Here is a 22,735-nt window from a genome sequence, read left to right on the forward strand (position 1 = left end):
ATATAGCTTATGAAAAGAGATGAATCTTACGAAATGTATGAATATGCACGCAAACGATTAAAACAAAGAAAGATGTTATTCTTTCACTTTGTAGTATTTGTTTTAGGAAGTATTGCCATGTTTTGTTTTAACGGCTTAGTTCAGGATCAGACTACAGTTACGATTTGGTGGCCGTATGCTATCGGGATATGGGCATTGTTAGTATTCTTACACGCTGTGAATGTATTAATCGTAGATCGTTTTATGGGTAAGCGATGGGAGGATAAGCAAGTAAGACGTTTAGTAGAGCTACAAGAACAACGAATCAAAGAATTAAGAGCAAAAGTAGAGAAGGATTTTCCATTAGTAGATACACAGAGAGATTTAGAGCAAATCCAACAACCAACTCCTACTAGCTCACCAGAATTAGATAAAAAATAAATATATGCTGACACTGATCGCTGCAGCTGCAGAGAATAATGCTTTAGGTAAAGACAATGATTTGTTATGGCATTTGCCAGATGACTTTAAACACTTTAAGGACTTAACGTCTCACCATTTTATTATAATGGGAAGAAAGACTTTTGAGTCATTTCCAAAACCTTTGCCTAACCGTACGCATATCATCATTACCCGTCAGGAGGACTATGATGCTCCTGCGGCATGTATCGTAGTGAATAGTTTAGAAAAGGCTTTAGATTTAGTAACAGAGCAAGAAGAAAGTTTTATTATAGGTGGAGGGGAAATCTATAATCTAGCACTTCCTTTTGCAGATAAGATAGAATTAACTCGTGTACATACAGTATTAGAGGCAGATGCTTTCTTTCCTGTTATAGATCCTAAAGAGTGGAAGTTAGTCAGAGAGGAGTTTCATGATAAAGATGCAAGACATCAGTATCCGTTTACCTTTTTGACATATATGAAAAGCTAAAAAAAGTAAGTTATGAAAAAGATATTTTCTTGTTTAATTGTTGCTCTAGTTGGATTTTTGGGATATGCTCAAGAACCTTCTAAAACAATAGATCAAAAAAAAGAAACTGTAGTGAAGGATGAGCCAATCGTCATTAAGGATACCTTACGACTAAAGTTTCAGAATAATGAAAATGTAGGTAAGGATCAGCAGTTCTTAGGTAAAGATATCTATGAAAGTACTTATCTAAAAGAAGGAGATGTTTTTAGAAAAAACACAAAATATAGTGGTACTTCTTATAAGAGTAAGAATTTTGACTCTCTTACCTTAATCGATATTACTAATCCTCTAGAGCTAATGCTTTTCTATAAAGAAAAGAAGGCTTTTGTATTAGTCAATAGAGAGTTAGCAGAACGCAATGTCATCGAACTAGGAGTTAAGTTTCCGACTATGGAGACTAGTTTTGCAGGGGTGAGTACGAAGCGTAATTATTGGTTAGTGAATGAGCGCAACAGATCAGTGAATTTATATAACAGCGTTACTTATGAGCTACACCGTGTATTTACTTTTCCAGAGGGAGTTAAGATTAAACAATATTTGACACTGCCTCATCTGTTCTTTTGGGTAGATGAAGAGAACGTATTACATGGAAATGACCTAGTCGGTAAAGAGATTGTTACGTATAATCTAGAATCGGAATACGATTTAATGCAAATATTAGAGGTAGATAAATTACTTTATTCTTATAAAGATAAATTATACTTTGTTGATTTAAAAGCGAATAAGACTTCTGTTCTAGATACAAAAGAAAAAAGCATTTCAGGCTTCTTTTATGGCAATCAAAAATTGAGTATTTTTGACGGACAGAAATTAAATAATTACTTTATAAAATTACCGTAATGCATATAGCTATTGCTGGAAATATAGGCGCAGGAAAGACTACGCTTACAAATTTATTAGCCAAACACTATGGGTGGGAACCTCATTATGAGGATGTAGTAGATAATCCTTATCTAGATGACTTCTACCACCAGATGGACAGATGGTCTTTTAACTTACAAGTGTATTTTTTAAATAGCCGTTTTCGTCAAGTTTTACAAATTAGACAAAGTGGTAAGACGATTATCCAGGATCGTACAATATATGAAGATGCACATATCTTCGCGCCGAACTTACACGCAATGGGCTTAATGTCTAATCGTGATTTTCAGAACTACTCTTCTTTATTCGAATTGATGCAAGAGTTGGTAGGGGCTCCAGATTTATTAATCTATTTAAGAAGCTCTGTACCTAATCTAGTAGGGCAAATCCAAAAGAGAGGAAGAGATTATGAAAACTCTATTTCTATCGAGTATTTAAACAAATTAAATGAACGATATGAAGAGTGGATTAAAGGGTATGACAAAGGGAAGTTACTAATTATCGATGTAGATAATTTGGATTTCGTAGAAAACCCAGAAGATTTAGGAAACGTAATTAATAAAATAGATGCTGAAATAAACGGTCTATTTTAGAGTTAATATAGAATAAAGGAAAGCCCTGATATCATTTGATTTCAGGGCTTTTTTTATAAAGGTATATTAGAAGTCTTTTTGATCGTCTGAATTACAAAAGAACTTTTGATATTAGATATAATCTCTAGTTTAGAGATTTTGTGTACTACGAATTGTTGATAGGCTTGTACGTCGTCAACTAATAACTTTAAAAAGAAGTCATAGTCCCCTGCTATGTAAGAAGCTTCTAATACTTCGTCTAAGCCCTTTACATATTTCTCAAATTCTTCGAATAGACTTTCTTGATGTCTGATCAGTATGACTTGACAGTATACGATTAGTTTTTTTCCTAATAAATCGGGGTTAAGTTGGGCAGTGTACCCTTGAATAATACCTGTTGCTTCAAGCTTCTTTATTCGTTCGTGTACTGGTGTAAGTGATAAGTTCACTTTCTCTGCTAGTTGTTTTGTCGATTGTTTTCCGTCTAATTGAAGTTCGATAAGTAGTCTTTTATCAATTTCGTCTATGTGTTGCATAGTTAATTTTTCTGTTTAGTGAAGTTTAGGATATGTAAAAGTAATGGTTTTTTCTTTGAAAGATATTGATTATAGATGTTTTTTCCTTAATTATGGTTGTGTTGTAGAAAAAATATTTATGTGTATATCTTTGCACTGTTATATCAGATAAAAAATAAGTAAATGAAGATTATACAAAAAATAGTAAAACCTATTTCGAAATCATGCAGTACACCTGTTCTTGCTAAAAACTTCTCTATGTGTATGGAGAAGATGTGTGTACCCTTATGTGAAGAAAAGCTTTATTGATTTTTTGTTTTAATAACAGAAAAGGAGGCTTTGGTAGAGCCTCCTTTTTTTGTATCGTTTTTTTAAGCAGCAAAAAAACGATAGGTAATGTGTGTGCTGCTAAAAATAATAAAATTTTTAGTATAAATGAAAAGTATTAAACTTCGGCTACTAATAAGTAGCTTGCTACTGCTGTGTAATGTGGCTTTAGCACAACAAGTAACTGTGACAGGTGTGGTAAGTGAACAGGGGGGGTTCTCTCTACCTGGAGTCTCAGTTATCGTAAAGAATTCAACTAAAGGAGTACAAACAGACTTAGATGGTAAGTATGCTATCGATGTAAATGAAGGTGATGTGCTTCAGTTCGAATATGTAGGTTTTAAACCTCAGTCTATCACCGTGACTAAGCAGCGTGTAGTGAATATTAGCTTAGCAGAGGATGTAATAGGCTTAGACGATATCGTAATCGTGGCTTATGGTGCTCAAAAACAAAAAGCTGTAGTAGGTGCGATTAGTCAGATTAAGAGCGATGCTCTAGATAAGCAAGTGTCTACTTCTGTAGTGTCTGCACTACAAGGAACAGTAGCTGGAGTGAATATCATAAACTCTAACTCTCAACCTGGAGAGAGCCCTACAATACGCATTCGTGGTATCGGTTCTATCAATGCATCAGCAGATCCATTAATTATATTAGATGGAGCTCCGTATTCAGGCTATATTAGCTCGATAAGTGCAGATCAGATAGAAAGTATCAACGTGCTGAAAGATGCGTCCTCTACAGCCTTATACGGTTCTCGTGGAGCTAATGGTGTAATCCTGATTAAAACAAAAATGGGTAAGCTAAATAGCCAACCAGACGTGAATATCAAGTTGAGTTCTGGAGTAGCATTCGATGCTGTGAAAACACACAAGGTATTAGATACTCGTGGGTATACACAGTATCTGTGGGAAGCCAGAAAGAATAACTATCAGTATGTGCTAGGCCAAGATGAAGAGACAGCACGTAGAACGGCTTCAGATGGGTTAGTAAGTTATTTTGGTTATAATCCATTTGGAACAGATCAACCTGTGGATTATAATGGTAATTGGACAGTTAAGAATCCGTTGTTATGGGAGACAGACTGGAAAAAAGAATTGCAGAGAAACCAAGCGTTTAGAAATGAATACAATTTTAATGTAGCAGGTGGAGGTGATCGTACGACTTATTTCCTTTCAGGTAACTACTTAAACCAAGATGGAATGATCAAGACTTCTAACTTTGAACGTACGACTGTTCGTCTTAATATAGAAAGTCAAGTGACAGACTGGTTACAATTAGGAGCTAATACTGCGTACTCTGCTTCTAATCAAAACTTCCCTGTACAGAGTGGTACTAACCTTTATAGCCCAATGGGATGGATCTATGCTATGCCTAGTGTATATCCTGTATATAAAAGAGACTTAAATGGACAAGTAGTATATGATGCTCAAGGAAGTCTGATCTATGATTATGGTAATGCTTCTAGTAAAGATATTAATAGTGTTCGCCCTATCATGAGTGGTGAGAATGCAGCAGGGATATTACAAAACAATAGTACTGTAATTAGACGATCTACGACGAGTTGGAATGGTTTTGCTAAGTTAGATTTGGCTGAGGGGTTATATTTCAGAACTAATCTGTCTTATGAAAAGTATGACTATGACAATAAAGAGTACAACAACTCTCAGTATGGTCAGGCATCTAGTGTGAATGGTCGTGTACTTAGATTCAAGGATACGTCAGAGACATTGAACTTTATTAATGCCTTACACTACGATAAGATATTAGGAGAACACCATATCGCAGTAGATGGTATCTACGAGGCTTATAAGTTTAAGAAAGATTTCTTTAATGCTTCTACTACAGGATTCTTACCTGGTAATACAGAGATAGGGAGTGGTACCTCATTAGAGGGTATTAATGGATACGATGTAGAGGATAGATTGACTAGTTATTTAGGTAGGGTAAGTTATGACTATGCAAATAAGTATTTTATAGAAGGATCGTTTAGACGTGATGCAAGTACTCGTTTTGATAAATCTGTTCGAAAAGGAAACTTCTACTCAGTAGGAGGATCTTGGATAGTGTCATCAGAAGATTTCTTAGTAGACAATAATACTATTGACTTATTAAAATTAAGAGTTTCTTATGGTGAGCTAGGAAATAATAATATCACAGGGAAGTATTTTCCTTACTTAAGGTTATTTGATACAGGTTATAATCAGTTAGATAATCCTGGGGTTGTATTAGGTGATTTAGCTGATCCATATTTGACATGGGAGAAAACAGCTTCATTCAATGCTGGTATCGATTTTAGTTTGTTTAACAATAGAATAGAAGGATCGGTTGATTATTATAAAAAGCGTTCTATAGATTTATTATTTGCTATTCCACAAGCTCCTTCTACTGGTAACTTAGAGATATTATCTAATGCTGGAACAATAGAAAACTATGGACTAGAGGTAAGCTTGACTTCTCATAATATACGTTCTGGCGATTGGAAATGGGATACTTCACTTAATTTCTCTATTGATAGAAATAAGATTAAATCACTGACGCAAGACAGTTTTATCAGTGGGTTAAATAGATGGGCAGAAGGTCGCTCTCTTTATGATTTCTATTTAAGAGATTGGGCTGGTGTAGATCCTAATGATGGATATGGAATGTGGTATAAGGATGTAGTAGATACAGATGGTCAAGTGATAGGAAGAGAAACTACAAAGGACTATAACGAGGCAACGCGTTACTATAATAAATCTGCTCTTCCAAAACTAGTAGGAGGATTTAATACGGCTTTATCTTATAAAAACTTTGATTTTAGTGCATTCTTTAATTTTAGTTTAGGTGGTTATATTTATGATAATGATTATTCGGGATTAATGAATGGTATGTCTATAGGATATCAAAGTTCACCTGATATAGTTAATCGTTGGCAAAAGCCGGGTGATATTACGGATATCCCAGTACTTATTAACTCTACAAATAACTTTGCTGCAACATCTACTAGATTCCTGTATAAGAATGATTATTTAAGATTAAAAGCATTAACACTTGGGTATACTTTACCTATCGAAAGTTTAGGTAAGTTTAAATTAAAACAAGCAAGGGTATATGTGCAAGGAGAGAATTTATTGACTTTCCAGTCACATAAAGGTATCGATCCAGAGCAAGCAATTAACGGGGTGACTAACTATCGTGTGCCTCTATCTGCAACCCTATCTGTTGGATTAAATATTAATTTCTAAAAGAGTAAATACGTGATAAAATCAATAATAAAAAGTATCGTAGCTGTATTGTTTATTAGCACAGTTACAGGATGTTCATCAGATTTCTTAGATGATCCAAAACCAAAAGATAGTATATCTCCAGAAGTAGTATTTGGGAGTAAAGAGGGGGCGACCTCATTCTTATCGGGAATTTTGAGATTACAGAGAAGCACTTTGATTAATGATGAAGCGTCTGGATTACATAGTATTTTATTTGCTCGAAGTGTAAAAGGAGCAGATTTGATACAAAAACAGATTTGGTTTGGCTCAGATTATGACTACCAGGTGTATTTAAGTACAGGGACTAGATCTAAGTTCTCATGGCGATTGCCTTATAGAATCATAGATCAAGTAAATAACTTTATTCAAGGAGTAGAAGAGAGTACAAAGATTAGTAAAGAAGATAAAGATGAGTTAATAGGTCAGGCTCTAGCTCTTAGAGGATATTATTACTTTCAATTGGCAATAGAGTTTGGAGATGCTTATTTATCTAATCAAAACGTAACATTTCCGCCGATATATACAGAGCCGACTACTATACCTAATCCATTTTCTACTAAGGAAGAGTTCTTTACTAGAATAGTAACTGACTTAGAAGAAGCTTCGTCTAGACTAGGAGGAGGTAGAATAAATAAATCGTATATCAATAAATCAGTAGCTCAAGCATTTTTAGCTCAAGTATATCAATATATGGGTAAATGGGATCTAGCTAAGAAGAATGCGAATGAAGCTTATGGAGGAAATATACTAAAAGTATTGAATGCAGAAGATTACAACAAAGGCTTTGATACGATGAGTGCGACAGAGTGGTTATGGGCATTGCCTCAGAGTGCTGATCAGTCTGTGTATTATAAATCACATCCACACGCTATGATGGATCATATAGCGGTAGCTTATCACGGTACGTTTATCAATGATGAGTTTGTGAAATATTTTAGCCCAACAGATGTGCGAAACTTGTTTAGTAATTTTTACGAAAAGCCTAAAGGAGATTGGCAAGAGTATGTGACTTCTAAGTTTAAATTCACATTCGAAGCTGATTTACCAGTTATCAGATATCCTGAATTGGTATTAATAGAAGCTGAAGCAGAATATCATTTAGGCAATGAAAGAAAGTCAAAAGAGATATTAGATGCTATTCGTCTAAATAGAGATGCAAAAGCTAAAGCTACAAGTGCTACTGGTACAGCGTTACTAGATGTAATCTTATTAGAGAGAAGAAAAGAATTATATGGAGAATGCGGAGTAGAGTGGTTCGATGCTAAGCGATTATTAAGAGGAATCACTCGTACAGGTAATCACAGAACTGTAGTATCTCTTTCTGCACAGGATAAACGCTTCCAGTTAGTCATTCCTCAAGAAGAGTTAGATGCTCGTAATTAATTGAATATTTATTTTTAAAAAAAGTATCCATTTTAGAATGGTATTTGGTTGTTGTTTTTAGTTAGCGTAAGAGGTTGTCATTCGTGACAACCTCTTTTTTTGTGTGGGTTGAGGTATAAAAAAAACACCTCTACTAAGAGGTGTTTTTGCTTATTGTGTAATCTCTCTAAAGAGACTTTCTAGATTTTTGTTTTTTACTTGCATGGATAGTGTTTTAAGTCCATTCTCTTGAGCGAAGTCATATACAGTAGGTCTATAATCATTATCTATAGGGAACACTAATTCCCACTGTGTGTCATGAATATGATTTGCACGGATAAGGTTAGGGATTCTATCTATAAACTGAACCTCTATTTTAAAGTCAAATTCAACAGCTATTATCTGTTCATTTTGATTCTCTAACATAGATGAAAGCATTTGATCTGCTACTATTTGTCCTTTTTTGATAATAATCACACGGTCACAAATAGCTTCTACTTCTTGCATAATATGTGTAGAGAGAAATACCGTTTTATCCTTACCAATGTTTTTAATTAACTCTCTAATCTCTACTAATTGATTAGGATCTAATCCTGTGGTAGGTTCATCTAAGATAAGTACCTCTGGATCGTGAAGAAGAGCAGTGGCTAATCCTACACGCTGTCTATATCCTTTCGATAATTCACCTATTCGCTTATGCGCTTCAGGACTTAGACCTGTTAGGTTAATTACTTCGTCAATTCTACTTTTAGCTACTTTATAAATATCAGCGTTGAACTGTAAATACTCTCGCACATACATCTCTAAGTACAGCGGATTGTGCTCTGGTAAATAACCTATAGAATGCTGTACATTTCGCTGTTCTGTCTCTACGTTAAAGTCATTGACATAAGCTTGACCTTCATCACTGTGAATGTATGTCGTTAGAATCTTCATTAGTGTAGACTTACCTGCCCCATTAGGGCCTAAAAAGCCAGCTATTTGACCCTTTGGGATAGAGAAACTAATACTGTCTAAGGCTTTCTGTTCGCCATAAAACTTGCTTATATTTTTAACCTGTAGTGACATTATTTTGATTTATATGATAGTAACAAAAGTATATATTTAATGTGAAAATCCGAAAGAAACACTGAATACAATAATACCTATTACAATCAATGTGATAAATACATATAGCCAATCTTTCTCTAAGAAAAACGATAAAAGTGATAGAAATATTCTAAGCACAGGTGTTAAAAATAAAAGTAATATCCCCAAGAAGATAATAGACTCTCCATCTACCTGGGCTACTCCTGAAAAAATATTGTTTATCACGTTGATTATATTATCATCTTTTTCTATAAAATTAGTGAAGTTTACTTGTTCACTTCCTTTATTAGAAAAAAGAATAATGCCTCCTATACCAGCAACAGATAGGGCAGTCCATACTCCATATCGCAGTACATTACCAATTATAGATTGTAAGTCTGTGTCTGAAAATTTAGTTGTTCCCATAATCTTATATATTACCTGTTACTCCGTTATAAATCATATTAATCGCTAAAGCTAAGATTAGAAAAGCAAAGAATACTTTTAGTTTTTTAGGGTTGGCTTTTAGAAGTACTTTGGCTCCTACCATTGCCCCAACTAATACACCTATTATTACAGGCATGCAGATAGAGGGTTCTATATATCCTTTTTGAATATAGATAACAGAGCTAGCAATAGCTGTTACTCCCATCATAAAGTTACTTGTCGTAGTAGATACTTTAAAGGGAATCTTCATAATAGAGTCCATAGCAATTACTTTAAAGGCACCTGAGCCAATTCCTAATAGTCCAGACATCATTCCTGCAATCCCCATCATGCTAAACCCTCCAATAATATTCTTCATACCATATTTTACAGTCGTACCACTAGGGGTAGGGTATGAACTTACTAGTTTTAAGTTATGGGCAAGTTTGCTAGAGTTCTCTGGAGTGACTAAATGGTCTTCTTTTTTTCGAAGAGAATTGATAGAGGAAAAAGTAAGAGTTAATCCAAAAATAACTGCCAGAACAGAAGTATTTGCATTGGTAGAGATGATAGCTCCTATAACTGCACCTGCAGTAGTTGCTATTTCTAGAAACATTCCTAATCTCATATTGGTAATTCCTTCTTTGACATAGGCTGAAGCTGATCCTGAAGAAGTCGCTATTACAGCAACTAAGGCAGTTCCAATAGCATAATGCATATCAACACCTAAGAATACAGATAACAAAGGAATGATTATTATACCGCCTCCTAGTCCTGATAAAGAGCCTATGAAGCCTGCTGCAAATGCTCCTAAGAACATGATCAGCGTGAAAGTTAATAAGGTCATTTTTTATATTATTTTGTTCTTAAGTGGTTAAAAGTAATTATTTATCAAATAAATATCGAATAAAAGGCCAACTTTATAATTTAAAATAATATATTAGAGTCTTTTTTTGACAGTTTTGGTAAGTACAAAACCAAAGTTGTAAAAACGTCATTATATGTAAATACAAATTAATAATTAACCAATGGAAAAACTAAACATTAACAAGGATTGGTTGTCTTTATTCCAAGGACAAAATCCTGCAATAATTGCAGGTCCTTGTAGTGCGGAAACGCCAGAGCAAGTCATGAGAATCGCTAAGTCACTGCCAAAAGAGGTTAAAGTCTATCGCGCTGGGATTTGGAAACCTCGTACTCGTCCAGGTGGATTTGAAGGAGTAGGTGCCATTGGATTGAAATGGTTACAACAAGTTAAAGCTGAGACAGGAATGTTATTAGCTACTGAGGTTGCAACCGCAGAACACGTACAATTGTGCTTAGAGCACGATATTGACATCTTATGGATTGGGGCACGTACTGCCGTAAATCCTTTTGCTGTTCAAGAAATTGCAGATGTACTTAGAGGTACTGACAAAGTTGTTTTGTTAAAGAATCCAGTGAATCCGGACTTATCTTTATGGATGGGTGGAGTAGAGAGACTTGCAGAAGCAGGTATTACTAAATTAGGAGTTATTCACAGAGGGTTTAGTACTTATGAGAAAACGAAGTATCGCAATATCCCTGAGTGGCAAATCCCAATTGATCTAAAATTACATTTACCTAATATTCCTATTTTCTGTGATCCATCACATATTACAGGTAATAGAGATAAAATATTAGGTGTATCTCAGCAAGCATTAGATCTTAACTATGAAGGATTAATGATAGAGACACACTGTGATCCTGATAATGCATGGAGTGATGCTGCTCAACAAGTAACACCTGATCAACTAGGAGATATTATTTCTAAATTACAAGTGAGAAACGTAACGGATGAAACTGAAGAGTTCTTACAACAAATACAAGCTCATCGTATCCAAATCGATGATATGGATAGTAAGTTACTTGATCTATTGAGAAAACGTATGGCTATCTCTGATGCTATCGGAACATTGAAGAAAGAGAAAAACGTAGCTGTATTCCAACAAGATCGTTGGTTGAAAATTCTTGAAAAGATGCAAGAAGAAGGTAAACATATCGGATTTACAGAAGAGTTTATCACTGCTATATATACTGCTATTCACCAAGAGAGTATTCATAGACAAGATAAAATTATCAACAAATAGTAGTTGGTAATGTGAATTATAGAAGGGCTTTTACAGATGTAAAGGCCCTTTCTTTGTTTAAAGTATTGTATAGTAATGAATCAGGTTAACTAAGAATTGTCTTTAATCCTGTTTAAGGAACATATTTTTTGAAGTATATTTGCCATATGAATGGTATAGTTTACAAATCAACAGGCAGTTGGTACTCAGTGAAAGGTGAAGACGGCGTATTTTATGACTGTCGAATTAAAGGTAAGTTTAGGATTAAAGGTATTAAAAGTACTAATCCAATTGCTGTAGGTGACCATGTTCGCTTTGAACTAGAAACTACAAACGATGTTACTACGGGGGTTATTAATGATATAAAACCTCGTAAGAATTATGTCGTTCGTAAGTCTGTAAACTTATCTAAGCAAGTACATATTCTTGCTTCTAACATTGATACTCTATTCTTAATTGTAACCATAAATAATCCTGTTACGACTACAAGTTTTATTGACAGATTCTTGGTGACTGCTGAGGCTTATGGAATTAAGACAGTATTAGTATTTAATAAAATAGATACTTATTCTGAAGATGCTCTAGATGAGCAGTTGTACATGCAGTATATTTATTCTCAGATTGGTTATGAATGTTTAAGAGTATCTGCTGTCACAGGTAAAGGAATAGATGCTATTAAAGAAAGAATGGTAGGTAAGGTATCTACATTTACAGGGCATTCTGGAGTAGGGAAGTCTACTTTAATCAATGCTATAGAACCAGGATTACACTTAAAGACGGCTCAAATCTCAGAACAACATCAACAAGGACAGCATACTACGACATTCGCAGAGATGTTTGACTTATCATTTGATGCTAAGATTATTGATACTCCAGGTGTTAGAGGATTTGGTGTGGTAGATATGGAACCACAAGAAGTAGGTGACTATTTTCCTGAGTTTTTTGCTTTAAAGGATCAGTGTAAGTTTAATAATTGCTTGCATAGAGAGGAGCCATACTGTGCTGTAAAGGACGCATTGGATAGAGATGAATTAGCTTGGTCTAGGTATAAGACTTATATTCAGATTCTAGACGGAGAAGAAGAACATTATCGAACAGATATATATAAAGATGGAAAGAACCAAGACGAATAGTCTTGGTTTTTTGTTTTTATTTTGTATTTTATTAAGTTTTTTTTAACGTATATTGCGTGGTATAATTTAATAACTAAAAGAGAATGAAAACTAAGTATCTATTGCTATTTTTATTCATATACTTTTCTGCTTTATCACAAGATAACTACAATGTATCTAAGATAGAGCAAGATTTTATAGATAATGCATATACAGTCATAAATGAGAATATTGTAGACTTACAAATTTTTTCTATTGATAAATATACAATCAAGACAAGGAAGGTCGTAACTGTTTTCTCTGAGAAAGGTCTTAGTAGCCTTGATTTTAGTGAGATTTATGGAAGAAGTAATAAGATAAAACAGATTCAAGTTACTCAACTAGATGCTCAAGGTAAAATAGTTAAAGTATTCAAACAAAAAGATTTTAAAGACTATTCACTTAGTCAAGGAATGGCTATTACTGATATAAGGGTTCTTACTTTTGAGTTTAGACCAGTTCAGTATCCTGTAATATTTATATATGAGAGTGAAATAGAATCTCGTAACACTGCTTTTTTGCCAAAGTGGCAACCTATACAATATTTTTCTGAGTCGATTTTACTTTCTACTTTTTCTATAGAGAACAGTAGTGGTATTGTCAGTACTCCCTTGCTATACAATCCTGACTTTACGAAGATTACTAAAGTTGATCAAGGAAATAAAGTTACCTATACTCTCAAAGATTTTAAGGCAGTGACAAGTGAGAGTAATATGCCAAGTTCTAATAAGCTTTTGCCAAGTGTAGTTGTTACTTTAGGACAGGTCTCACTAGAGGGAATAAAAGGAGAGTTTACTAATTGGGAACAATTGGGTAATTGGTATTATCACAATTTTATTAAAGGAACAGAAGCTTTAACTCCGGAGACAATTAAGAAGGTAAATGAACTGACAGCAAATTTCACAGATGATATGGCTAAAGCTAAGGTACTTTATGAATATATGCAGAGCCATACACGTTATATCAGTGTACAGTTAGGAGTAGGAGGTTGGAAACCTATGTTAGCTAATGATGTTAAGAGATTAAATTATGGAGACTGTAAAGGGCTTAGTAACTATTATCGTGCCTTATTAAAAGTAGTAGGAATAGAGAGTTATCCAGTGGTGGTCTATGGTTCATCTAGTTCAATAGATATAAGAGAAGAGTCAGTTTGCCTTCAAGGCAATCATATGATTATAGCTATTCCTCTTAAGCAAGGCGGTTATCAATGGGTGGAGTGTACTAATAATCAACTGCCTTTTGGGTATATAGCTGGCTTCACAGATGATCGTCAGGTATTAGTAGTGAAGGAGAACGATAGTGAAATCGTGAAAACTAAGGCGTATACTAGAGACGAAAGCACACAGATCAGTAAAGGAATTTATTCTCTTAAAGTTAATGGAGATATAGAAGTTGCTTTAGATATTACATCTAAAGGAGGGCAGTTTGATAATAGAGTAGAGATGTATTATGCCAATTCCAGAGATAGGGAAAAGTATTATAAGCAAAGATTCTCTTCTTTTAATATTAATGAGTTTAAGGAGATTAATCTAAGTATTGATAATAATACAACATCGTTTGATGAGAAGTTCTCCTTTACAGGTGCTAAGTATGCAACTAAATTAGGAAATAGATTAGTGTTTTCTATTAACGGATGGAATGTAAGTAATAGTAATTTAAGTAATAGTAAGAATAGAAAACAACCATTGTATATCAGTTCTTCTTGGAAGGATGAGGATGTAGTAGAACTAGAGATTCCTGAAGGATATGTAGTGGACAATCTTCCCGAAAATGTCAATCTAAATACTAAGTATGGTGACTATAAAGTGACTTATCAGGTGCGAGACCAGAAGATATATTACACTCGTTTAAGCAGTGCAAATGAAGGATTATTTACTGTAGAAGATTATGATTTATATCGCAAGTATAAAGAAGAGATTCAAAAAAATGACCAAGCAAAAATAGTGTTGAAATTAAACCAATAAGGGTTATGAGAAAAGTATTACAGTTTACCATCAGTTGTTTAATTTGTGTGTGTACATATACTACACAGGCGCAGAACTTTTTAGGAAAAGTCACTGTTGAAGAATTACAAGAGACAGTAGATAAAATTGATCCAGAGGCTGAAGCTGCTGTTCTTAATGAGTATGGACGTGTATATTTTGATTATATTCCTAATGTTGGATTTAAGTTGGTTAGAGAAGTAAGTCGTAAACTTAAGATATATAAGAAAGAAGGACTGTCTTTGGCAGATTTTCAAGTTTCTTATTATATTGGGAATAAAGTGCTTGAGTCTGTGCGTATAAACGATGTATATACTTATAACTTGGTTGATGGAAAAGTACAACGAACTAAGATAAAGTCAAGCGCTATCTTTGACGAAAAACAAGACGAGAATTGGAAAACAAAGAAAGTCGTTGTACCAGACGTACGTGAAGGCTCTATAGTAGAGTATAGTTATACTGTGACTAGTGACTATTTTAGTTACATTCCCTCATGGGATTTTCAGAGAAGTATCCCTATTCATAGTACTGTATATGAGATTAAGATACCTGAATATTTTATTTATACTTCTAGAATAATGGGTGAAGCTAAAATCGATTCAAAGAAAACATCGGAGAAGAAGAGACTTTATCTTTCTAATGATAGAGGACCACAAGCACCATATTTTGAGTATACAGAATCTACAGGTATTTATAGTACAAGCAACGTAAGTTCATTAAAAGAGGAACCTTTTGTATCTAATATAGACAATTATCGATCTAGTCTTAAACACGATTTGTCAATTATTCGTTTTCCTAACGAGAAACCGAAGAATATATCGCTTAATGAAGGTGATTTAGTGAAGTCTATCTATGAGAATTCTTCTTTTTCAGGGCAGTTTAAGATGGATAAACCACTGAGTAAATTAATCAACTTAGAAGAGTATAAGAATCTAGATAATAAAGCGAAAATAGAGAAAGTATTAGCAAAAACTAAAGACATAATCTCATGGAATAAGAAGAATGGTTATTATTCAGAAGATTTAAAGAAAGCTTTAGAACAAAAGACGGGTAACTATGCTGATGTTAACTTTACTCTACTTACGATGTTGCGTTACGTAGGGATAGAAGCATATCCTATCTTAGTTAGTTCTATAGAGAATGGTATTAGTATATCACTACAGAAAACTTCTTATAACAGAGTGATTGTAGGAGCCATGTTAGATGGACAGGTTATTCTATTAGATGCTACAGAGAAGTACGGTAGCTTAAATGTGATTAGAGTAAATAATCTAAATTGGAAGGGACTAATGATACAGGACAAGGATAAATTTAAGGAAATCGATATGATACCTAATTTTTATTCTGTTACTTCGGAGAATTATACATTAAGTATTAATGAAAATGGAGTAACTATAGGAAGAGGAACAGAGCAATATAGAGATTATTCTGCATTATGGCTTCGAAAAGATATGGAAGGTAAAGGTGATGATGCGATAACTAAGATTTTTGAAGAAAGTTTTGACAATGTTGAGGTGGGAAATATAAATGTACAAGAGAAAGAGAATTCATTAATGCCCTTATCTGTAAGATTTGGTATGTCTAAGAAAGATGGATGTACAGTAATAGGAAATGAGCTATATGTCAAGCCGAGCATATTTTATAATTATAGAACGAATCCTTTTACTGCAAAAGAGAGAAAACTTCCTATTAATTTTATTTATCCTTTAATTTATATCTATAAATTCTCAGTAATTATACCACAAGGATATGAGATAGAATATTTACCAGAAGCATTAGATTTAAAAGATGATGAAATAGAGTTGGGGTTAGATTATAAAATACAGAAAGAAAACAATAACGTTACTTTCATTATACAATTTACAAGAGGAAGTTTTATAGAAGCAAAGAACTATTCTAAAGTGCAAACATTCTACACAAAGATGTTTGAAAAGTTAGAAGACCAAATAATATTTAAAAAGAAGTAAATTAAAACCAAGACGAGTAGTCTTGGTTTTTTTTATGTATTTAAAGTAGTAGTCTGATTAATTAAGAATCTTTTTGGTGTAAGTCCTCTTGCTATGTTGTATAATTGTGGTAAATTTTGACTTTATAATTACTACCACAAAAAATAAGATAATGAATAAAATAGCCTGTTTTTTATTTGTATTAATATGTTGTCTACAGACACCTTCTTATGGACAAGATTTCTTAGGAAAAGTAAAGCCAGCTGAATTAGCAGAGCTAAGTAATACCTCTTTCGTTAAGGATAAAGCGGTCATACTACAAGAAGAAGTTAGAGTAGATTTTGAATATTCTGATGAATATGGTTTTAGAGTGAATGAGACTGTATCACGTAAAATCAAATTATATGATGAGGTAGCTAAGGAAAAGTTGAAGTTCGTGGTTCCTTATGCACCTAAAGGATACGCAAGAGAGGATATGACTATTAATGTATCTAATATATATCGATTGGTAGATGGTCAAGTGGTAAAACAGAAATCTCCAAAACAAAATCTAATTGATGAAGATAAAGGTAATTGGAGAGAGAAGGGAGTGAGTTATAATGATGCGAAAGCAGGAGATATTATAGAGTATTCGTATATTAAATCTACAAACTATATAGATGAGTTACCAGAGTGGTATATACAGAGTGATATGCCTAAAGAAAGCGCCAGTTATAAAGTAGTAGTACCAGAGTACTTTTTATATAGCATCATAAAAAAAGGAGATATAAAACTAACAGAACAAGAGTATAATAGAAGAGTCTCTTTTCGTGGGGTGAATGGCTTTATGATTAAGTCTGAAATCAATGCTATAGAAAAAACGTATAAAGCACAATTAGTACCTTCTTTTATTGTAGAGCCTTATCTAGATAATCCTGCGAACTATATTTCAACAGTGCGCTTTGATTTACAACAAGTACAGTTCCCAGGTAATTCTGCGGAAAAAGTAATGCAAACGGAGAAAGAGTTTTATGCTGACTTACTTAAAAATAGAGGGTTTGGTAAAGAATTAAAACAAGATAAGTTTCTTAAAAAAGAAATTAACCTAGAAGAATATAAGGGACTAAGTATAGAAGCTCAGATTTCAAAACTATTAAATGTAGTACAGAGTCGAGTAACATGGAATCAAGAATATGGACTTTTCACACAGAATGGTATCAAAACTACTTTCTATAAAGGGACTGGAAATAGTGCTGATGTGAACTTACTATTGACAGCCATGCTAAGATATGTTGGTATAAAAGCTAATCCAGTATTATTGAGTACTAGAAGTAATGGTGTGAAAACCGCTTGGCAACGCAACTATTATAACCATATTATTACTGCTATAGAAGCTGATAATAGTATTTATTTAGTAGATGCTACGAATAAGTATACGACTCTTAATATCTTATCATTAGATGATTTAAATGGTACAGGTACTATACTATACGACACTGGGGCTATTATTAAAGTGAATCTAATGCCTCAGTTCATTTCTAGTAAAGAAGTGAAGTATCAGATCACTCCTAATTTGAATGGAAGTATTTCAGGTCAGATTATAGAGAACTATAAAAACTATCGTGCTCTAGAGTTTAGAAATATGTATGATGGTAGTGAATGGAGATTTGGGAAGTGGTACGAGAGTCAGTACGTAGGGATGAATGTAAGTAGTACACGTGTGTATAATGGTGATAATAATGAGAAGGATGTAAGAGCAGTATTCTCGTTCAGTAAGCAGAATGGTGTATTGTTTCTTAATGATAAGTATATTATTAATCCATTTCAGTTCTACCCATTGTATTCTAATCCATTTAAAAACGAATATAGAAACAATCCTATTTACATAGGGTATCCAGAGTTAGACAATTATCTAATGGGCATAGTGATTCCAGAAGGGTATAAAGTAAGTACTCTACCTCAAAACTTTACTTTAAAAAGTGAGCAGACAGGTCTAGAAGTACAAACTAAGTTTGAGGTAAAAGACAATCAAGTACTGTGTAGTTTGATTTTTATTAAAGCTAAAGGAGTGATTGATTCAAAAGACTATGACAGCGTGAGAAATGTGTATACTCAATTATTAGAACAGTTAAAAGCACAAGTTACCTTAGAGAAGAAATAAAAATAAGGCTACCTGATTCAGGTAGCCTTATTCAATTATTATTAGTAAAGAGAAAATAAAGTGGAGCAATAACCACTTGTTATTTTACTGAGGAGTGAGTATAAATACTCCGTAAGTAGAGGTGTTAAATATAGATTTTGAAATCTCTTTAATGTCTTCAGGAGTGATGCTATTTAGTATTGCATCATAATTATTAAAGTCTTCAAGAGAACCAAAGTTTAATAGAGTTTCTCTAAGTTTTTCTACCCATTGGAATGTACTCGTATCTGTTAGATGTAAGCGTTTATTATTTAGAATGGTCAATTTCATTTGTTCTAGTTCTGTTTTAGAAATACTTTGTGTTTGAAGTGAATGAATAACTTCTTTAGCTAAGGTCTCTAATTTATCTATATCATCTAAAGAGGTAGAGAAGAATAAACTAACAGAAGTTCTAGGCTCAGGGTAAACTTCTACGTCTAGAGCGGAATAAGGAGAATATACTAATCCTTCTTTTTCTCTCGATAGTGTTAAGAACTGGTTGTTAAACATCTCTCTCACGATATGAGCCATCATGCTCTCTTTTAGAGTAGGTTTAATTGTTCCATTGAATACTATTGTGACATCAGGTCTTTCGATATCACTACTCGTTAGTGTAGCTCGTGTTATTTCTTCTTTTACGAATGCCTTAGATGAATTAGCACCGTTTTTATCTACTTGCTTTGGAGTATTATTTAAAGCACCGAAGTAAGCGATCGCCTTCTTCTTGATATCATCTGTATCAAAATTCCCTGCGATAAGTACATACACTTCTTCTAGATTAGCAAATGATTGATTGTATAAAGTAAAGAAACTATCTAGATTAACTTTCTTCCAGTCTTCTATCGTTGTGAGCTCTTCAGAGAATAAACTACCTTCTTTTTTATATTCTTCTATTTGATGTCCTATTTTGATAGCAGGATTATCTAATAAAGAAGAAGACTTAGTAGTTGTATCTATAGAAGAGACACTTTCCTCTATATATTCTTTAAAATCCTGTTGAGGTGTGATATAGTCATATAACTTTCTATACGTCCATTCAAAAAGGTCTTTGCTATTTCCTTTTCGCGAAGAAGTATTGATAATGCTAGCATCCTTATTTATACTCACGAGTGTAGATATCTCTCTATCAGATCCCGCTTGCATATATCCGTCATTAGTAAAGCCGTGTATCCAAGAAGAGTCTATAAAATATCCAGCATCTTGATAATATTTTTGTTCAGATGTAGGTATTTGATTTAGCCCATTTCTTGTGAACAAAGTCATGATATAATTATCATCTGTTGCCTTTGTTGGTTTAATACCTATGCGTAGCCCATTCGCTAATGTTAGTTCTGTAAGGTTGATATCCGCATATAGCTGTTCTTTTACAGCTATATCAGTTGTTGCTTTTTGTATAGGAGGCATTGTTCTCCAGTGGAAAGAACCACGTGGTCTTTCGTGCGTCTTCTTTTGTTTAGTAGATTTGAATACTAATGTTTTTGTACTTCCTTCATTCCAATACTTGTTTAGTTCATCAGCAGAGTCTATGGAGAACAAACTATCATTATATGTAAGTAGATATAGGTTCTCTTGATCAGTAGACCATGTGTTACTGTGTTTGCTTTCTATATCCTTTGTGGTGATAGTAGGAAGTAATTCAGTTAGTAAAGCATGTCTATCTATCGAAGATAAGTAGTGGCTATTCACTACGACCTGATCAACATAAGCATTGGTGATATAAGCAATGTCTTCGTCTTCAGAAGGAACAGAATGGTTCAGTAGATGTTGCTTATAATGTTCAAGCTCTTTTTTGTGAATACCTTTTACAGACATTGTGTTTACTGTACTAGCTACTAAACTTATGCGGTTCTGTAATTCTTCTACTGTCTTAGCCTGTATTTCTATGGCATTTTCATTTTTATTAGGTAGATACCATAGACTGTGAGCAGTAGCAGTGCTTTTGCTCATAGACAGTTTCTTATTGATCCATTGTTTATAGATTTGTTCTATAAGTTGTTGTCTGTAATCTTCTTTAGAAGCTAAGAAAGGCGCTTCTGTAAAGCGAACTATTTCTAATTTATTAGAATTTATAGTCGCATTGCTCTGCTTTTCTAATAAGTTAGTATAGACAGGGCTAAAAGTGTTTTCGCTTTGTTTTCTATCTAGATTCGACTGCCCTTTAAAAGAACTGAAGTATTTGTTTATTTGCTCTATAGCATCTTTAGTATTCACCTTACCTACGATGATTATAGTAGCTAGAGCAGGATTATACCATCGTTTATAGAATGCTCTAAGCTTTACAGGATCTAGATTTAGAATCTCTTTTTCAGTAGCGATAGGCAATCTATCTAAGTGAGGAGTACCTTCTAGTTTTTTGCGGTTAAATAAAGGCTCTGTACCAAAGTCTTTAATCTCTTGGATAACGATTCTTCGTTCTTTTTCTATTCCCTCATTATGGAGATGTGACTTCCCTAAGAAGTTAGCTAGTATATTTATTGCTAAATCCTGTTGTTTGATATCTAAGAGAGACAGATCATATACGGTGCGCTCATAAGTAGTATAAGCATTGATATCTCTCCCAAACTGATAGCCTAAACGCTGTAATGTATCAATAGCTTGTCTACCTGGGAAGTCATCACTACCATTAAAGATCATGTGTTCTAAGAAATGAGCAAATCCTTTCTCATCATCGCGTTCTTGTAGTGATCCTACATTTAAGACTAGACGATATTCTGTCTTCTGTTGAGGTATAGGATGGATGATATAGTTTAGCCCATTGTCTAATGTTCCATAAATTGCTTTTTCTGCTTTAGGCAATGGAGAAAAAGTACCTTGCCCTACTACAAGCAGAGGGCAAAGTACTAAAGCAAAGAAATATAGTATTTGAGTACGTTTCATTATTTTAATTTGTATTCTGTTTTAACTTGGATATATCCATCAGCATTGTTATGAATGAATATAAACTCAAAAGTAAACTTACTATCTGTCAGTTTAGCTTTTGATTCTTTCCAAGTATAATTGTCATAATCGTCTTCTATTATTTGATCTACATTGATATGATGTGCAGGGTTAATAGAACCTCCCATTTCATAGTTTTCAGTAGCCATTAAATCTCCTGCATCTAGTAGTTTTTTAAACCTATCCCAAGCAGAATATTTAAACTCAAAAGGTACAGCTAGATATTCATCATTATATAAGTTCTTTAGTGTTGATATAAAAGATACTTCTTTAGTATTAATATCTATGGCGATATGGTTAAGTGTCACCTCAAATGACTCTGTAGAAGTACGTGTTAATCCTACAGATTTCATTACTTCTTTGTTTTGTGGAGGAGCATCAGGTCCAGGGTTATTCCAAAACTCTAAATCATCAATAGTTAAGTCTCTAAACATTTTGTAGAAATAAGCCTCCAGTCCCATAGCATTAGAGGTCATTTTAAGAACAGGTTTATCTGTTGTGGCTAATTCGCTTAGTGTTATTATCGTCTTACCTGTTAGAATAGTAGTATAAGGTAGGTTAAATACTTCTTGTACGCCCCCTCCAGGATATTTAACCTCTGTAGTGACATTTATTTCTCCTAGTAGAGGGTATAAATCCAATCCTTTTTCTTTATAACCGTCTAATAAAGCAATCTGTTCTTTCGTTAGCTCATCTATAACACTCAAGGGTAATACTGTAAAAACAAGAGGTTTTTCTAAAGGAATAGTTGTATTGTTTTCTACTAAATTTAGTTTTATTCTTTTTGCTTCAGTGATAGTACGAGCTGTTTTACTTTTAAGTGTAATTACTGCTTTCTTCTCACCTGGAGCAAAGGTGATAGTTTGATTCTTTAATTCTAAAATATCTTTGCCTTGCTCTTGATTATCTTCCAGACCAAAAGTTAAAGTGATGGTCTGATGTGTTTTTTTAACTAGTAATACTTCTATGGAGATCTCATCTTCCCCATTGTTTTTTAGCACCGTGTTTTGGGTAGATAGATGAACTTTATTTTCACCTAAGTATTCTTTAGTAACCCCATCATCTTTACTACAGCTACTTAAAGATAGTGTAGTTAGGAGTAGTATAGTGAATGACTTTACTATATGTTTAAAACTTGTTTTCATCTT

Annotated in this window: 17 protein-coding genes; 11 read left to right on the top strand and 6 right to left on the bottom strand. The window is 33.6% G+C overall.

The window, feature by feature from the left end; translation table 11 throughout:
• Positions 1-9 precede the first annotated feature (9 nt).
• Genes MYRA21_RS09105 through MYRA21_RS09120 form a run of 4 tightly spaced genes read left to right on the top strand, consistent with a single transcriptional unit; the run spans position 10 to position 2,403 of the window.
• Entirely contained in the window at positions 10-420 is a 411-nt protein-coding gene (locus MYRA21_RS09105) for a 2TM domain-containing protein (RefSeq protein WP_006257243.1), read from the top strand.
• 4 nt (positions 421-424) lie between these two features.
• The gene (locus MYRA21_RS09110) at positions 425-910 is read left to right on the top strand and encodes a dihydrofolate reductase (RefSeq protein WP_006257242.1); all 486 of its coding nucleotides are present in this window, start codon (positions 425-427) and stop codon (positions 908-910) included.
• Positions 911-922: 12 nt separating this feature from the next.
• Positions 923-1,789, top strand: a complete 867-nt coding sequence (locus MYRA21_RS09115; protein ID WP_006257241.1) for a hypothetical protein — start codon at positions 923-925, stop codon at positions 1,787-1,789.
• On the top strand, positions 1,789-2,403 hold the full coding sequence (locus tag MYRA21_RS09120) for a deoxynucleoside kinase (protein ID WP_006257240.1): 615 nt from the start codon (positions 1,789-1,791) through the stop codon (positions 2,401-2,403). The genes MYRA21_RS09115 and MYRA21_RS09120 overlap by 1 nt, the downstream gene beginning before the upstream one ends.
• A gap of 53 nt (positions 2,404-2,456) precedes the next feature.
• Here MYRA21_RS09120 and MYRA21_RS09125 read toward each other — a convergent pair whose 3' ends face one another.
• The gene (locus MYRA21_RS09125) at positions 2,457-2,918 is read right to left on the bottom strand and encodes an Lrp/AsnC family transcriptional regulator (RefSeq protein WP_006260563.1); all 462 of its coding nucleotides are present in this window, start codon (positions 2,916-2,918) and stop codon (positions 2,457-2,459) included.
• 414 nt (positions 2,919-3,332) lie between these two features.
• Between MYRA21_RS09125 and MYRA21_RS09130 the strand changes: the two genes are divergently transcribed.
• Positions 3,333-6,449 carry a TonB-dependent receptor gene (locus MYRA21_RS09130; RefSeq protein WP_006260564.1) on the top strand — a complete coding sequence of 1,039 codons (3,117 nt, stop codon included), beginning with the start codon at positions 3,333-3,335 and terminating at the stop codon, positions 6,447-6,449.
• A gap of 12 nt (positions 6,450-6,461) precedes the next feature.
• Positions 6,462-7,853 (top strand): RagB/SusD family nutrient uptake outer membrane protein, encoded by a 1,392-nt coding sequence (locus tag MYRA21_RS09135; RefSeq protein ID WP_006257237.1) that lies wholly within the window; start codon positions 6,462-6,464, stop codon positions 7,851-7,853.
• A 150-nt stretch (positions 7,854-8,003) separates the two neighbouring features.
• Here MYRA21_RS09135 and gldA read toward each other — a convergent pair whose 3' ends face one another.
• Genes gldA through MYRA21_RS09150 form a run of 3 tightly spaced genes read right to left on the bottom strand, consistent with a single transcriptional unit; the run spans position 8,004 to position 10,173 of the window.
• On the bottom strand, positions 8,004-8,900 hold the full coding sequence (gene gldA, locus MYRA21_RS09140; RefSeq protein ID WP_006257236.1) for a gliding motility-associated ABC transporter ATP-binding subunit GldA: 897 nt from the start codon (positions 8,898-8,900) through the stop codon (positions 8,004-8,006).
• Positions 8,901-8,936: 36 nt separating this feature from the next.
• Complete coding sequence (locus MYRA21_RS09145; protein ID WP_006257235.1) at positions 8,937-9,326, bottom strand: DUF1634 domain-containing protein; 390 nt, start codon at positions 9,324-9,326, stop codon at positions 8,937-8,939.
• 4 nt (positions 9,327-9,330) lie between these two features.
• On the bottom strand, positions 9,331-10,173 hold the full coding sequence (locus tag MYRA21_RS09150; RefSeq protein WP_006257234.1) for a sulfite exporter TauE/SafE family protein: 843 nt from the start codon (positions 10,171-10,173) through the stop codon (positions 9,331-9,333).
• A gap of 181 nt (positions 10,174-10,354) precedes the next feature.
• Here MYRA21_RS09150 and MYRA21_RS09155 point away from each other — a divergent pair, with 181 nt between their 5' ends.
• The 5 genes from MYRA21_RS09155 (at position 10,355) to MYRA21_RS09175 (ending at position 18,632) form a co-directional block, all read left to right on the top strand.
• Positions 10,355-11,434: a chorismate mutase gene (locus tag MYRA21_RS09155; protein WP_006257233.1), complete on the top strand. Its 1,080-nt coding sequence runs from the start codon at positions 10,355-10,357 to the stop codon at positions 11,432-11,434.
• Between the two features lie 146 nt (positions 11,435-11,580).
• Positions 11,581-12,546, top strand: coding sequence for a ribosome small subunit-dependent GTPase A (gene rsgA / locus MYRA21_RS09160; protein WP_006257232.1), 966 nt, complete (start codon positions 11,581-11,583; stop codon positions 12,544-12,546).
• Between the two features lie 83 nt (positions 12,547-12,629).
• A complete protein-coding gene (locus tag MYRA21_RS09165; protein WP_006257231.1) occupies positions 12,630-14,528 on the top strand; it encodes a DUF3857 domain-containing protein in 1,899 nt (632 codons plus the stop codon).
• A 5-nt stretch (positions 14,529-14,533) separates the two neighbouring features.
• On the top strand, positions 14,534-16,513 hold the full coding sequence (locus MYRA21_RS09170) for a DUF3857 domain-containing protein (RefSeq protein WP_006257230.1): 1,980 nt from the start codon (positions 14,534-14,536) through the stop codon (positions 16,511-16,513).
• Positions 16,514-16,664: 151 nt separating this feature from the next.
• Entirely contained in the window at positions 16,665-18,632 is a 1,968-nt protein-coding gene (locus tag MYRA21_RS09175; RefSeq protein WP_006257229.1) for a hypothetical protein, read from the top strand.
• Between the two features lie 84 nt (positions 18,633-18,716).
• On the opposite strand, the gene MYRA21_RS09180 is transcribed toward MYRA21_RS09175, so the two are convergent.
• On the bottom strand, positions 18,717-21,527 hold the full coding sequence (locus MYRA21_RS09180; RefSeq protein WP_006257228.1) for a pitrilysin family protein: 2,811 nt from the start codon (positions 21,525-21,527) through the stop codon (positions 18,717-18,719).
• Entirely contained in the window at positions 21,527-22,732 is a 1,206-nt protein-coding gene (locus MYRA21_RS09185; protein WP_006257227.1) for a DUF4929 family protein, read from the bottom strand. The genes MYRA21_RS09180 and MYRA21_RS09185 overlap by 1 nt, the downstream gene beginning before the upstream one ends.
• Positions 22,733-22,735: the final 3 nt, after the last annotated feature.

It is taken from the genome of Myroides sp. A21 (assembly GCF_000807225.1).
In the GTDB taxonomy this organism is placed as follows: Bacteria; Bacteroidota; Bacteroidia; order Flavobacteriales; family Flavobacteriaceae; genus Flavobacterium; species Flavobacterium odoratimimum.